Below are 13,613 nucleotides of genomic sequence, written 5' to 3'. Positions count from 1 at the left end.
CATCCGCCGACTTCCAAGGAGATATCGATCATGGTCGCGACCGTGGGGGACGGCGCCGAGCGGCCGTTCCGGCTGGGGTTCCTGACCCACGTGTTCGGCCGGGAGGAGCCGCGCGAGCTGCTGCCCCGGCTCGTCGAGCTGTTCGTCGCCGCCGACGAGCTCGGCTACGACAGCGGCTGGGTCGCGCAGCACCACTTCCAGACCGAGTTCGGTCGGCTGCCGTCGCCGCTCGTGCTGCTGGCGGCGGCGGCGCAGGCGACGCGGCGGATCGAGCTCGGCACGGCCGTGGTCGTGCTGCCGTTGGAGGACCCGATCCGTCTCGCCGAGGACGCGGCGGTGCTCGACGCCCTCAGCGGCGGGCGGCTGCAACTCGGGCTCGGCACCGGCGGGCCGAGCTCGCCGGTGTTCGGCGCCTTCGGGCGGGACGCCGAGGCACGCCGCGAGCTGTTCGCCGAGGCACTGGCGCGGCTGCGCGGCCTGCTCGGCGGCGACCCGCTCGCGGGGACCGATGCCCTGCGGGTGCAGCCACCGGCCCCGACGCTCACTGGGCGGTTGTGGGACTCGACGTCGAGCGCGGACGGCGCCCGGCGCGCGGCGCGCGCGGGTGACGGCCTGATCCTCGGGGTCGGCCCGGCCGCGACGGCGCAGCGCCCGCTGGCCGACGCCTACCTCGCCGCGCACGAGGCCGAGCAGCTTGCTGTCGAGCAGGCCGAGCATCTCGCCGAACGGTCCGACTGGCGGCCGCGAACGGCGCCGCCGCGCAGCGCGCCGCCGGCCGCCGCGCCACCGGCACGGATCGCGTCGGCGCACGGTGTGTTCCCCGGCCCGGACCGGCGGGCGGCGGCCCGCGACCTCGCGGCCGACATCGCTCGCTACCGGGGATACCTCACCCGCTTCGGGCTGAGCGCGGACGCGGACGACCTGACGACGCTCGACGCGATGAACGTCCACCACGGCCCGGTCGAGACCGTCATCGAGAGCCTCGCGCGCAACCCGGTCGGTCCCGGCGCCGTCTCGACCTTCATCGCCGCCGTCCAGGGTGAGGCCGGCGGCGGCGCCGACTTCGACGCGACCCTGCGCCGCCTGGAGGTCATCGCGACCCAGATCGCTCCCGAGCTGGGCTGGTACCCGGCGAGCCGGCCGGTGGCCGGTGCTGTGAAGGACCCCGGCGCGGTGAAGGACCCCGGCGTCGTGGCGAACCCTGTCGGCGTGGTCGGGGCCGCGCTGTGACCGGCCAGGCGCAGGCGACCGGCCAGGCGCAGTCCCCGACGGGCGGCCGCGGCCGTACGGATGGCGCCAGGCGCCGACGGCTGACGCTCGGGGCGCTGGTGCATGGTTCCGGTGGGCACATCGCCGCCTGGCGTCATCCGCTGTCGCCACCGGACGGGCAGCTGGACCTGCCCCTGCACATCCGGCTCGCCAGGACGCTGGAACGCGGCACCTTCGACGCGCTGTTCCTCGCGGACGTGGTGGCGGTCTGGGGCCACGACCTGGACTCGCTGCGGCGCACCGCCCGCGCCGACCACTTCGAGCCGCTCACCCTGCTCGCCGCGCTGTCGACGGTGACGGAACGGATCGGCCTGGTCGCGACCGCGACCACCACCTACAACGAGCCCTTCCACGTCGCCCGCAAGTTCGCCTCGCTCGACCATCTGTCGGGCGGGCGCGCGGGCTGGAACGTGGTGACGTCGGTCGTCCCGCTGGAGGCGGGCAACTTCGGCCGCGACACCCACCTCGACCACACCCTGCGCTACCGGCGGGCCGAGGAGTTCGTCGAGGTCGTCCGCGGGCTCTGGGACAGCTTCGCCGACGGCTCGGTGCTCCGCGACCGCGCCAGCGGCATCTACTACGACCCCGCCGGGCTGCGCCCGCCGCACCACGCGGGGGAGCACTTCACGGTCCGCGGGCCGCTGAACATCTCCCGGCCGCCCCAGGGCCACCCGGTGATCTTCCAGGCGGGTTCGTCGGAGACCGGCAAGAACTTCGCCGCCCGCCACGGCGAGGTCATCTTCACGGCCCAGACGTCGCTGGCGGGCGCGCGGGACTTCTACGCCGACGTCAAGCGGCGGGCGGCGGCGTACGGCCGCGATCCCGACGACGTGCTGGTGTGGCCGGTGCTCGCTCCCTACGTCGCGAGCACCGAGGCCGAGGCGCGCGCCCGGCTCGACGAGCTGCAGGAGCTGGTGCACGACGACGTCGCGCGCCGGGTGGTGCAGGACAACATCGGCGACCTGGACCTGTCCTCCTACCCACTGGACGGGCCGGTGCCGGACATCGGCGTCACCAACCGCAGCCTGAGCCGGCAGGAGCTGCTGCTGGGCCTCGCCCGCCGGGAGAACCTGACGATCCGCCAGCTGGCACTGCGGTTCGCCGCGGTCTCGTCGGTCATCGGTACTCCCGAGACGGTCGCCGACCACATCGAGCGCTGGTTCCGCGGCCGGGCCGCCGACGGCTTCAACGTGAGTTTCCCCTACCTGCCCGGCTCGGCCGAGGACTTCGTCGACCAGGTCGTGCCGGAGCTGCGCCGCCGCGGCCTGTTCCGTACCGAGTACGAGGAGGCGACCCTGCGCGGGCACCTGGGCCTCCCGCGCCCCGCGGGCCGGCCGGTCGAGCGGGCCGAAGACGACGCCGGCGCCGGGGCAGCGGCGGCGGTGGCGCGATGACCGCCACGTCGCCGGAACAGCCGCGTCCCCGTCAGCTGCACCTGAACGCGTTCCTCAAGCCGCCGGGGGAGTTCCTCGCCGCCTGGCGACACCCGAACACGGTGGCCGACGCGGGCGTGAACATCCGGCACGTGATCGAGCTGGCGCGAACCGCCGAGCGGGCGAAGTTCGACGCCATCTTCTTCGCCGACCTCGTCGGAGTGCCGTTCACCAGCCAGGAGGTGCTGAGCCGAGTCTCGGTCGTCAACGACTCCTTCGAGCCGACGACGCTCATCTCGGCCCTCGCGACGGCGACCAGCCACATCGGGCTGATCGCGACCGCCTCCACGACCTACAACGAGCCCTACCACCTGGCCCGCACCTTCGCCTCCATCGACCACATCAGCGGCGGACGGGCCGGCTGGAACGTCGTCACGTCGCTGAACAACGCAGAGGCACAGAACTTCGGGCTCGACGAGCATCCCGAGCACGAGCTGCGCTATGAGCGTGCGGCCGAGTTCTTCGACGTCGTGACCGGCCTGTGGGACAGCTTCGACGACGACGCGTTTCTGCACGACCAGAAGACCGGCATGTACTTCGACGAGGCCAGGCTGCACCGTCTCGACCATCGTGGGAAGCACTTCGCGGTGGCCGGGCCACTCAACATCCCGCGTCCCCCGCAGGGGCGACCGGTGATCGTGCAGGCCGGCTCGTCGGAGACCGGCCGCGCGCTCGCCGCCTCGGTGGCCGACGTCGTGTTCACCCACCATCCGGACCTGGCCGGCGCGCAGGCGTTCTACGCCGACCTGAAGGCGCGCGCCCAGGCGGCTGGCCGGAACCCGGATGAGGTGGTCGTGCTGCCCGGCCTCTCGACGGTCGTGGGGCGCACGGTCGGCGAGGCCGAGGACAAGCTCGAACGGCTGACCTCGCTGCTGGACCCGCGCATCGCGCTGGCCGACCTCGCCTACTGGCTCGGTGGCGTCGACCTCGCCGCCTACCCCCTGGACGGGCCGCTGCCGGACCTGCCGCCGTCCAACCAGAGCCAGAGCGCCCAGCGCCAGATCGTCGAACGGGCCAGGGCCGGTGGCCTGACCATCCGCCAGCTCGCCCAACAGCTCGCCCGCGACGCCAGGACCATCGCCGGCACCCCGGCGACGATCGCCGACCACATCCAGGAATGGTTCGAGGGCCGCGGCGCGGACGGCTTCAACGTCGTCTTCTCCTACCTTCCGGACACGCTCGACGACTTCGCCACCCTGGTGATCCCGGAGCTGCGCCGCCGTGGCCTGTTCCGTGCCGAGTACACCGGCCGCACGCTGCGTGAGAACCTCGGCCTGTCGCGACCACCCAGTCGCTGGCCCGCCGCCTCGGCACTGTCTCCTGTGACCCCCTCCCACGACGTCTCGTGAGGCACATATGAGATTCCAGGTGCTCGACATCCTGCCGAACATCCAGAACCCGGTGACCGGACGGCTCGTCAGCACGGCCGAGCGGTACGCGCAGGCGCTGGCCTCCGCCCGGCGCGCCGAGGAGCTGGGCCTGGACGCGGTCGCGATCGGCGAGCGGCACGCCGGGCCGGTGCTGTCCTCCGGTGTCACGGTCCTGCTCGGCGCCATCGCGGCGACCACGACGCGCGTGCGCCTCCAGACCGGGGTGAGCGTGCTGTCCATCCTCGATCCGGTGCGCGTGGCCGAGGACTACGCCACCATCGACCAGCTCTCCCGCGGCCGGTTGGAGCTGGTCATCGGGAAGGGCAACGAGCTGCGGCAGCTGCCCCTGTTCGGCATCGAACAGGGGACGCAGTGGGATGCGCTCGCCGAGAAGTACGAGCTGCTGCGCCGGCTGTGGCGCGAGGAGAACGTCACGTGGTCCGGCCGGTTCCGACCGCCGCTGCACGAGGCCACCACCCTGCCGCGGCCCTACGCCGGCGCGCCCCGCGTCTGGCACGGCTCGGCCACCACCCGGACCTCCGCCGCGCTCGCCGGCCGGTATGGCGACCCGCTGTTCAGCGCCAACGCCATCCAGCCCCGCGACAACTACACGGTGCTCATCGAGCACTACCGCGAGGAGTACGCGCGGCACGGGCACGACCCGCGCTACGGCTATGTCGCGGCCGGCGCCGGCTTCCTCTTCCTGGCCGACACCACCGCCCAGGCGCGGGAGCACTTCGGCCCGACCTACGAGAAGATGGTCGAGTTCTTCAACCGACCCGGCAACCACACCCCGGGCAACGAGATGATCTTCCATGGCATCGACCACGCCATCGCCGAGGGCCCGGTGCTGGTCGGCAGCCCGCAGCAGATCATCGACAAGATCATGTACTTCCATGCCGGGTTCGGCCATGACCTGCAGGCGTTCAGCCTGCCCACCATGATTCCGCACGAGCAGCAGCTGGAGATGCTCGAACGCCTTGCCACCGAGGTGATTCCCGTCGTCCGGCGGGCGGCGCCGACCACGCTGTGGACCGACCAGGATCCCTACGGCGGCCGGCCCGCCTTCGCCGGCAATCAGGCCGCCGACGCCGCGGCCGTCATCGACGAGGCCGGGCAGCGGACGGCGGTGGCCCGATGACGGCGCTCACTGTTCGAACAACACGCGTTTCATATACGAGGTGTCGCAGTACTCCGTGACCGAGGTGATCAGCCCGTCGCGTACCTGGAACACCACCGCGTAGTCGTTGTCGTAGGGCGTCCCGTCGCGGGCCTGGGCGTGGCTCGTCCATTCGGCGACGGCATGCTCGCCATCGGCGATGATGCGGTGCAGGGTCTGTGTCACGGGCACCGCGGGGTCCAGCGTGGCGACGACCTGGGCGAGGAACCCATCCAGGATCTCGCCGGCGCCGGTCCAGGTACCGGCGACCGGCAGGTCGCCCCGGATGGTCCACGTCGCCTTCGGCGCGAAGCTGGCTCGCAATGCGTCGACATCTCCTCGCCGCAGCGCGGCGACATAGTCGGCGACGGTGGCGCGTGTGGTCTCGGTGGTCACAGGAAGGGCCCTTTCCGGGGAGGGTTCCGCGCGGGCGCCTGTCTCGGCGTCGTTGATCCGGACTCGCGCCACCGGGCCAGTCGACCAGCCTGGCCGTTCGCCTTCAACCAGCAACCACCCTCTAGTCTCATCACGACTCGTGATGAATCGAGGGCGCGGACATGGAGCTTCGGCAGCTGCGCTATTTCGTCGCCGTGGCGGACAGCCGGCACTTCGGACGGGCCGCCGAGCAGCTGCACATCGTGCAGCCGGCCGTCAGCCAGCAGATCCGCCGCCTGGAACGCGAGCTGAGCGTGACGCTGCTCGACCGCTCCACCAGGCGCGTGGCGCTCACCGATGCCGGTCGCGTCTTCCTCGGCCACGCCCGGGAGGCGATCGCCGCCGCCGACCGGGCCCAGGCCGCGGCCCGCGAACTCGGCGCCCCCACCGTCCGCACGCTGCGCCTGGGCACCAGCGCCGGCCTCGGTGACTATCTGACCCACGTGCTACGCGACTTCTCGCGGCGCCAGCCGAACATCACCGTCGACCTGGTCAGGCTCACCGAACGCGAGCGGATCGCGCACCTGTCCGGCGGAGACCTCGACGTCGCTTTCGTCCGCCGCCGCCCTGACAGCGAGATGGCCCGCCACCTTCGCTATGCGCACGTCCGGGCCGATCTGCTCGTTGCCGCGCTGCCCACCGGCGTGACCACGGCCCGGCGCCGCACCGTCCGCCTGGCGGAGCTCGCCTCGCTGCCGGTGCGCCTCCCACCGCGCGACGCCAACCCGCTGCTCGTCGACGCCGTGCTCGGCGCTTGCCGCGAGGCGGGATTCGAACCCAGCCACGCGCCCGCCAGCAACGACCAGGACATGCTGGCGATGATCGCCGCCGGCGGCGCCAGCTGGACGGTCTTCTACCCCGACCAGGCCTACCTTCTCGCCAGGCAGGCCCTACCGGGGATTGCCTTCCGCCGCCTGGCCAGCCCTCCCATCAAGATAGAAACCGCCCTGGTCCACCGGGCCGACAACCACAGCCCCCATCTCCTGGACCTGATCGCCGCCGCCCGGGCCGTCACGCCCAGCGATCCGACGGCCAGGTGAGAAGGAAGCCGTTTCCAAGAGATTCCCGGGAAAGTCTCAGCCTCTGGTGAGAGGCAGGCGGACCGCCGGCGGGAGCGGCGTCGGCACGGGGCTCGCCTGGAAAGACTGAATCATGAGCGCGGCGAAGCGGCGTGATGCCACGACCCTCACTCCGGGTGACTCCGCGCGGATACCCTCGTTCGCCATCAGCGCCAGGACGATGTCCTCCAGGACGAAATCCCCGCGCAGCGAACCCGCTTCCTTCGCGCGCCGCACGAGCTCGAGCAGCAGACGCAGCGTGTGATCGCGGTCCTCGGCGAGGCCGACCGCCGGGGGAAGCTGAGAAGTGAACGCGCGCGCGAAGCCCCGGTCGAGGGCGTGCATTTCCATGAGCTTCTCGATCACCAGGCAGAACCCGGTCCACGGGTCGGCCGCCGCCAGCCCCTCGCCCACGACCTCCGAGCACAGGGCCATCTGCTCGCCGAAGGCCTCGGACAGCAGGGCTTCCTTGGTCTGGAAGTGCCGGTAGACGGTGGCGACGCCGACCTGCGCCCGCCGGGCGATCTCCCGGATCGGCACGTCGAGGCCCTCCGCGGCGAACGCCGCGCGCGCGACGGCGAGGATGCGCGCGCGGTTGTCACGGGCGTCCGAGCGCAGCGTCGTCATCACCGCGGTGTCGATATCACTTCGGCCGTCACCGCTCTCACTTTAGCGAAACGGACGGGGTGCTCCGTTACGGTCGGCCGACCAGCCCAGACACATCCCAGAACCGGAGGCGACCGTGAAGGCAGTTGCGATCAAGAGGTTCGGAGGACCCGAGGGCCTCGCCGTCGTCGAGCTCCCCGACCCGGTTCCCGCCGCCGGGCAGGTACTGATCGCCACCGAGGCGATCGGTGTCGGCGGCGTCGACGTCATGATCCGAAGCGGCGCCGTCGCCGCCTACGGGTTCCAGGAGGGCCACATCCTCGGTGGCGAGGTAGCGGGCACCGTGGCGGCGGTCGGGGACGGCGTCGACACGGCCTGGGTCGGTCAGCGGGTGTGGGGGTTCACCGGCCTGGGCGGCGGCTATGCCGAGCGGGCGATCGCGCCGGCCGAGACGCTCGTCCCCCTCCCGGCCGACCTCTCCGCCGCCGACGCGGTGACGCTCGGCAGCTCCGGGCGAGTGGCCCACTTCGGCCTTCGCCACGCCCACTTCAGGCCGGGCGAGTCGGTGCTGGTCCGCGGCGCGTCCGGCGGCATCGGGATCATGGCCGTCCAGCTCGCGGCCCGCCAGGGCGCGGGCACGGTCGCGGTCACGACGTCGTCGCCCGAGCGGGGCGACCGGCTGCGCAAGCTCGGCGCGACCCACGTGCTGGACCGCGCCGGCGAGGGACGAGGCGAGGAACCCCAGGACGCTCCCGCCGGCTACGACGTCATCATCGACGTCGTGGCCGGCCCGGACCTGCCGTCTTTCTTCGCCAGGCTCAACCCGAACGGCCGCATGGTCGCCGTCGGCGCGGTCGCGGGCGACCCACCGGCGGACTTCGCCGCGCACCTGTTCGCGGCGTTCCAGAAGTCGATGTCGTTCGCCACCTTCAGCACGAACACCATGACCGAGGCCGCCCGGCACGCCGTGACCGCCGAGCTGTTCACCGCCGCGGGCCGCGGCGAGCTGGACGCGGTGGTGCACGAACTGCTGCCCCTGGAGCAGGCCGTGCTGGCCCACCAGAAGATGGACGCCGGCGAAGTGTTCGGCAGGATCGTGCTCCTGACCTGACCGGACGCCCAGAACGACCGAGGTCCGCCCGTGACCGATCACCACCTTCCGCGGGCCCGCGGACCCGCCGGCAGATCCGGGCCGGTGCCGGCAGGGGACCCCGGGCCGATCGCCGTCGCCGTCATCGTCGGTGTCGGTGTCGGCGATCCGTCCGAGAGCGCGGGTGGCGGCTGGCGTGCGTCGTAGCTGGCGCGGTGCACATCGACCTCTGCTCGGTGGCGTTCCGCCCAGTCCGCGAGTGCGACGACCGGCTCGAGAAGCGACTCACCGAGCGGTGAGAGGGCGTATTCCACCCGTGGCGGCACCTCGGGATAGGCCACCCTTGTAACAAGCCCGTCGCGTTCGAGACTTTTTAGTGTCTTGGCCAGCAAACGATGCGAGATCCCGTCGATCCGCTGTAGCAGGACCATGAACCGCACCGGACCGGGGGAGAGCTCCGCGACGACATTGAGCGACCACTTGTCACCGACGCGGCGGAACAGCTCACGGACCGACTGGGCGTCCCGTTCCGTCGCGCAGACTCCTCCACCGACGACCGCTGTCTCGTCCGATGCGACGTCCACTTCGCTCACGGGCCAGCCTCCCTTTGCTGATACGCACTTTAAAGTGCATAACGCACGTCGAAGTGCAGTCTTCCGCGTACTCCGGCCGCCCGGCAGGCTGACTCCCGTCCTCGCCGAGCCCGGCACGTCGGGCGGGTTCGTCCTGCCGGGCCGACGAACCAGCTACGCCAGCAGCGACACCCCCTCGGCGTCGCCGGTGACACCAGCCCGCCCCCGGGAGACCACAGATGAAGTTCCTCCTCCTGCCGTACGTCTCGCACGAGCGGAAGTCAGTGCGGCAGCAGATCACGGACCTGGTCGACCAGGCCGTTCTCGCCGAGCGGCTCGGGTTCGACGCCTACGGGATCGGTGAGCGGCACGACGGCCTGGCGGTCTCCTCGTCGCCGGTGGTGATCCTCGCCAACGCCGCCGCGCGCACCGGCACGATCCAGCTGGTCACGACGGTCTCGACGCTCGGGCTGCACGACCCGCTGCGGGCCGTCGAGGACTACTCGACGCTGGACCACCTCGCCGACGGGCGCCTCGACCTCGTCATCGGCAAGGGGGGTTACGCGGAGACCCATCGCATCTTCGGGGTGACCCCGGACGACCAGTGGGACCGGCTGCGCGAGAACTACGAGGCCTTTCGCGCACTGTGGAACGAGACCAAGGTGAACTGGACGGGTCGCTTCCGACCACCGCTGGTCGACGTGACCGCGCTACCCCGGCCGGGTCGGCGCGGCCTGCGGATCTGGCACGGCGCCAACACGAACCTGGAAAGCGCCGACTTCGCCGCCCGGCACGGCGACCCGTTGTTCACCTCGATCGGGACCGCCGCCGTCGGCCGGTATCTCGAGAGCGTGCGGTACTACCGGGAGCGGTTCGCCTTCTACGGCCACGACCCGGACGGTGCTCTGGTGGGCGTCGGCACCGGCGGATTCCTTGCCGCTTCGACGAGCCAGGAGGCGGTCCGGAAGTTCACACCCGTCTTCGAGCGGCGCCTGGCCTACAACCGCCGCTACGAACACGCGGCCATCGACCGGCTCGGGATCGCCACGGTCGAGGACTTCATCACCAAGACCTCGGCACTCGTCGGCAGCCCGCAACAGGTGATCGACATCCTGCTGGCCCAGTACGAGACGTTCCAGCACGACCTCGTGCACATCCACGTCGACGCGGAGGCACTCACCCCGGAGGACTACCGGGCCACCCTGGAGATCTTCGCCACCGAGATCGCGCCGGTCATCCGCCGGGAGCTCCCGAACAAACCGATCGACGACTGGCGCACGCCGCCGCCCAGAGCGCTCGAAACCGCGAGCGGACCTGCTCGCGCCAGGTGATCGCCACGACACGCCGGCGGCGATCACCTGCGGGTGGACGTCGCGCTAGCCTCGCGTTCGTGGACGATGCGGATCTTCTGCCGGACCTCACCGGGAGGGAACGCGGCCTCGTCGTGATGATGTGCGGCCTGTCCGGCTCTGGCAAGAGCACATATGCGCGGGCCCTCGAGCGCCGCGGCTACACCCGGCTTTCGATCGACGAGCTGGTGTGGGAATGGATCGGCCACGATGCGGCTGACCTCGACCCGGCGGAATACGAGCATCTCAAGTCCACCGCCGAGCGGAAACTATGGGAAGATCTTATCCGTCTGATGACGGCGAGGCTGCCCGTGGTCATCGACTACAGCTTCTGGAACCGGGCGACCCGGGATCGGTACAAGGCCGCTATCGAGAGCCACGGATGCCGGTGGGAGCTTATCCGGCTGAAGGTCGACCTGGAAACGCTGCGGCGTCGGCTGGCCGTCCGCAACCAGCACAGCGACGCGAACAGCGTTACCGTCTCCGACGAACTCCTGGAACGTTACTTCGCCAATTTTCAGGAACCCGTGGGCGAGGGGGAGCGGGTCATCGTCCAGGAGTAGGCCGGACAGGTCCCGCGGCCGGGCGCGTCCCGGGGCGACCCGTGACCGGCGGTGGGACCTCGCCGGCGTCGCGAGGTCGGTCTCGACCACTGCCGGGTCCGTCCTCGTCGCGCATCGACGGCGGCGCGCCTGCCAGCGAACCTGTCTCCGTGAACGGTTTGTATCGATCGCTTATCAGTTGGGGCCGGACGGGCCGGAAGAAGGGTGCCGAGAATCTCGCGTTCGTTATCGTGACGAGGGTTTTCAGCAGCCGGTCGCCGACAGCCGAGACATCGGTCGGTGCACCGGGCGGCGACAGGAGGACGACGATGGGTCACGACCCCGCCGAGTTCGACTTTCTCGCGGAGGAGGCGGCCGAGGTGGGCGCCCCGCCCGAGCTTCCGACGGTGCGCCGCCTCGACGTGACGACCTCGGAGGGCGCCCTCAGCGCGCTGCTGTGGGGTGCCTCGCCGGAGATCACCCTGCTGCACGGCGGCGGCCTGAACGCCCACACCTGGGACGGGACGCTGCTCGCGCTCGGCCGGCCGGCTCTCGCCCTCGACCTGCCGGGCCACGGCGACTCGGCGTGGCGCGACGACTTCGACTACTCCCCGCAGCGGAACGCCACAGCCGTGGCCGCCGTCCTCGACGCCGTCGAGCCGGGCGTCCGGCAGACCGTCGTGGGCCAGTCGCTGGGAGCCCATACCGCGATCGCCCTGGCGCAGACGCGTCCGGATCTGGTCGGCGGCCTGGTCCTCGTGGACGCCAGCCCCAACCAGCGCCCCGAGGACGCCGCCCAGGTGATCGACTTCCTCGCCGGTCCGCAGGAGTTCGGCTCCCGCGAAGAGATCGTCGAGAAGGCCCTCGCCGCCGGCATCGGCTCGTCACGGCCGGCGCTCACCCGGGGCGTGGTGCTCAACACCCGGGTTCGCGACGACGGCACGGTCGTGTTCAAGCACCACTTCGCCAGCCCGCCGCCCGGCGCCCGGTTCAGCGTCGACTTCGGTGACCTGTGGCCCGGGCTGGACGCGACGACGATCCCGGTGCTGCTGGTCCGCGGGCGGTACGGGTTCCTCTCGCCGGAGGTCGTCGACGAGTTCCGCGCCCGCGTGCCGCGGGCCGAGGTCGTCGAGTTCGAGACGGGCCACAACGTCCAGGAACAGCAGCCGGCCGCGCTCGCCGCCGCGATCAGCCGCTTTCTCGCCGGCCAGGCGGGCTGAGCGAGTCCGCCGGCTCGACGGTGTCGCGGCGGCGGACCGCTCGAGGCACCGCTCTCCCGCGGCCGAGGCACCACGTCTCTCGCGCCCGCGGCACCGCACGTTCAGCCGCGGGACGAGGCCGGGGCGTCGTCGCCTGTCGAGATCGACGCGGCGAGGCGGTCGCGCAGCCCGGTGAGCTCGGCTATTCGCCGATCCAGGGTGGCGAGCCGTTCCCGGCTCCGGGCCAGGGCGGCCTCGCAGGGGCCGCCAGGACTGGCCGCGAACCGTTCGGGGAGTCGTCCGTCGAGGAACGCATCGAAGGTGGCGATGTCCTCCAGGGTGAACCCGAGGCTCAGCAGGGTGCGGATGTTCCGGATGCGTGCCAGGTCCGAGTCGCTGTAGTCGCGGTAACCGGCCGGGGTGCGCGCTGCGCGGATGAGGCCGTGCTGTTCGTACCAGCGCAGCGCCCGCGGCGTCGCCCCGACCGCACGGGCCGCATCAGTGATACGCATTCCTCAAGTCCACCACGACCAGGCCGGTGTGCCGACCGGCGAGCAGATCGAGCAGCCCGGGCACGGCGGAGTCCAGCCCATCCAGCCGCGTGTGGGCCAGGTGCATGGAGCCGTCACGCAGCCAGGCCGCGAAGCGGGCCGGCCACTCGGCCGCGAGGCCGGGATGGTCGGCGGCGGTGAATCCGGTGACGGTGAGGCGCTTGCCCGCGACGGCCATCGTGTCCACTGTCAGGGACGCGGGCTCGTGCGCGGCCTGGTGGGCCAGCGCGCCGCAGATCACGATCCGAGCCCGGGGCCGGGCCGCGTGGACCGCCGCGCGCAGCTGCGCACCGCCGACGTTGTCGAAGACCACGTCGACGCCGTCTGGGGCCGCGGCGCCCAGAGCATCGCCGATGGGACCGCGGCGGTAGTCGAGGGCCTGGTCATAGCCCAGGACGCCGGTGGCATAGTCGGCCTTGGCGGCCGAGCCGACGGTACCGATCACCCGGCCCGCGCCCAGCAGCCGGGCGAGCTGGCCGGCCACGCTGCCGACCGACCCGGCGGCGCTGGTGACCAGTACCGTCTCGCCAGCCGCCAGCCGTCCCGCGGCGATGAGGCCGGCGTAGGCGGTCAGCCCCGAAGACAGGTGAGCTACCGGGTCCGGGTACAGGTCCGGGTCCAGCCGCAGGAATCCGGAGGCGGGGCCCCACGCGTGCTCCCGCCACCCCGACCGGTGCCGCACCAGGTCCCCGGGCGCGAACCCCGGGTCGGTGGACGCGACCACCTCGCCGAGCGCCGGCCCGTGCAGCACCTCCCCGACCCGGTACATCGGCAGGGGAACGTCCTCGTCCGACATCAACGTCCGCATGGCCGCGCTCAGCGCCAGGTACGTGTTGCGCACCAGCACCTGCCCCTCAGTCAACGGCGGGACGTCCACCTCGACCAGGCGGAAGTCCGCGGGGACGGGCGTCCCCTGCGGACGGTGGGCAAGCAGGACCTGACGGGAGGTTCGAGTCGTCGACACGGCGGCGACGCTAAGC

At 71.8% G+C, this 13,613-nt stretch carries 14 protein-coding genes; 9 read left to right on the top strand and 5 right to left on the bottom strand.

Translation table 11 applies throughout. The features are described from left to right. Window positions 1-30 precede the first annotated feature (30 nt). Genes FRCN3DRAFT_RS51730 through FRCN3DRAFT_RS0222645 form a run of 4 tightly spaced genes read left to right on the top strand, consistent with a single transcriptional unit; the run spans window position 31 to window position 5,213 of the window. The gene (locus FRCN3DRAFT_RS51730; protein WP_007508961.1) at window positions 31-1,230 is read left to right on the top strand and encodes an LLM class flavin-dependent oxidoreductase; all 1,200 of its coding nucleotides are present in this window, start codon (window positions 31-33) and stop codon (window positions 1,228-1,230) included. After that, a complete protein-coding gene (locus FRCN3DRAFT_RS0222655) occupies window positions 1,227-2,663 on the top strand; it encodes an LLM class flavin-dependent oxidoreductase (protein WP_007508963.1) in 1,437 nt (478 codons plus the stop codon). Before FRCN3DRAFT_RS51730 ends, FRCN3DRAFT_RS0222655 begins: the two co-directional genes overlap by 4 nt. Continuing rightward, complete coding sequence (locus FRCN3DRAFT_RS0222650) at window positions 2,660-4,051, top strand: LLM class flavin-dependent oxidoreductase (protein WP_007508965.1); 1,392 nt, start codon at window positions 2,660-2,662, stop codon at window positions 4,049-4,051. The genes FRCN3DRAFT_RS0222655 and FRCN3DRAFT_RS0222650 overlap by 4 nt, the downstream gene beginning before the upstream one ends. A gap of 7 nt (window positions 4,052-4,058) precedes the next feature. Next, window positions 4,059-5,213, top strand: a complete 1,155-nt coding sequence (locus FRCN3DRAFT_RS0222645; protein WP_007508968.1) for an LLM class flavin-dependent oxidoreductase — start codon at window positions 4,059-4,061, stop codon at window positions 5,211-5,213. Between the two features lie 6 nt (window positions 5,214-5,219). Here the strand turns inward: FRCN3DRAFT_RS0222645 and FRCN3DRAFT_RS0222640 are convergent, their stop codons facing one another. Next, window positions 5,220-5,627, bottom strand: coding sequence for a nuclear transport factor 2 family protein (locus FRCN3DRAFT_RS0222640; protein ID WP_007508970.1), 408 nt, complete (start codon window positions 5,625-5,627; stop codon window positions 5,220-5,222). A gap of 161 nt (window positions 5,628-5,788) precedes the next feature. On the opposite strand from FRCN3DRAFT_RS0222640, the gene FRCN3DRAFT_RS0222635 reads away from it, so the two are divergent. After that, window positions 5,789-6,706, top strand: coding sequence for a LysR family transcriptional regulator (locus FRCN3DRAFT_RS0222635; protein ID WP_007508972.1), 918 nt, complete (start codon window positions 5,789-5,791; stop codon window positions 6,704-6,706). 36 nt (window positions 6,707-6,742) lie between these two features. On the opposite strand, the gene FRCN3DRAFT_RS0222630 is transcribed toward FRCN3DRAFT_RS0222635, so the two are convergent. Continuing rightward, complete coding sequence (locus tag FRCN3DRAFT_RS0222630) at window positions 6,743-7,351, bottom strand: TetR/AcrR family transcriptional regulator (protein WP_007508974.1); 609 nt, start codon at window positions 7,349-7,351, stop codon at window positions 6,743-6,745. A 115-nt stretch (window positions 7,352-7,466) separates the two neighbouring features. On the opposite strand from FRCN3DRAFT_RS0222630, the gene FRCN3DRAFT_RS0222625 reads away from it, so the two are divergent. Next, window positions 7,467-8,441 carry a zinc-dependent alcohol dehydrogenase family protein gene (locus FRCN3DRAFT_RS0222625; protein WP_007508976.1) on the top strand — a complete coding sequence of 325 codons (975 nt, stop codon included), beginning with the start codon at window positions 7,467-7,469 and terminating at the stop codon, window positions 8,439-8,441. A 38-nt stretch (window positions 8,442-8,479) separates the two neighbouring features. On the opposite strand, the gene FRCN3DRAFT_RS45735 is transcribed toward FRCN3DRAFT_RS0222625, so the two are convergent. Further along, window positions 8,480-9,013 (bottom strand): winged helix-turn-helix transcriptional regulator, encoded by a 534-nt coding sequence (locus tag FRCN3DRAFT_RS45735; protein WP_007508978.1) that lies wholly within the window; start codon window positions 9,011-9,013, stop codon window positions 8,480-8,482. Window positions 9,014-9,231: 218 nt separating this feature from the next. Between FRCN3DRAFT_RS45735 and FRCN3DRAFT_RS0222615 the strand changes: the two genes are divergently transcribed. The 3 genes from FRCN3DRAFT_RS0222615 (at window position 9,232) to FRCN3DRAFT_RS0222605 (ending at window position 12,103) form a co-directional block, all read left to right on the top strand. Further along, window positions 9,232-10,323 carry an LLM class flavin-dependent oxidoreductase gene (locus tag FRCN3DRAFT_RS0222615; protein WP_007508980.1) on the top strand — a complete coding sequence of 364 codons (1,092 nt, stop codon included), beginning with the start codon at window positions 9,232-9,234 and terminating at the stop codon, window positions 10,321-10,323. A 59-nt stretch (window positions 10,324-10,382) separates the two neighbouring features. Further along, the gene (locus tag FRCN3DRAFT_RS0222610) at window positions 10,383-10,904 is read left to right on the top strand and encodes a P-loop nucleotide/nucleoside kinase family protein (protein WP_007508982.1); all 522 of its coding nucleotides are present in this window, start codon (window positions 10,383-10,385) and stop codon (window positions 10,902-10,904) included. Between the two features lie 308 nt (window positions 10,905-11,212). Beyond that, a complete protein-coding gene (locus tag FRCN3DRAFT_RS0222605) occupies window positions 11,213-12,103 on the top strand; it encodes an alpha/beta fold hydrolase (protein ID WP_007508985.1) in 891 nt (296 codons plus the stop codon). A gap of 101 nt (window positions 12,104-12,204) precedes the next feature. Here the strand turns inward: FRCN3DRAFT_RS0222605 and FRCN3DRAFT_RS0222600 are convergent, their stop codons facing one another. Both FRCN3DRAFT_RS0222600 and FRCN3DRAFT_RS0222595 read right to left on the bottom strand, forming a co-directional pair. Further along, window positions 12,205-12,594, bottom strand: coding sequence for a MerR family transcriptional regulator (locus FRCN3DRAFT_RS0222600; protein ID WP_007508987.1), 390 nt, complete (start codon window positions 12,592-12,594; stop codon window positions 12,205-12,207). Further along, window positions 12,581-13,597: an NADP-dependent oxidoreductase gene (locus FRCN3DRAFT_RS0222595; protein WP_035925107.1), complete on the bottom strand. Its 1,017-nt coding sequence runs from the start codon at window positions 13,595-13,597 to the stop codon at window positions 12,581-12,583. The genes FRCN3DRAFT_RS0222600 and FRCN3DRAFT_RS0222595 overlap by 14 nt, the downstream gene beginning before the upstream one ends. Window positions 13,598-13,613: the final 16 nt, after the last annotated feature.

The sequence above is a fragment of the Pseudofrankia saprophytica genome (genome assembly GCF_000235425.2).
GTDB classification, from domain to species: domain Bacteria; phylum Actinomycetota; class Actinomycetes; order Frankiales; family Frankiaceae; genus Pseudofrankia; species Pseudofrankia saprophytica.
Note: the sequence above shows the minus strand (reverse complement) of the source record. Positions and strands in the feature narration are given on the sequence as shown.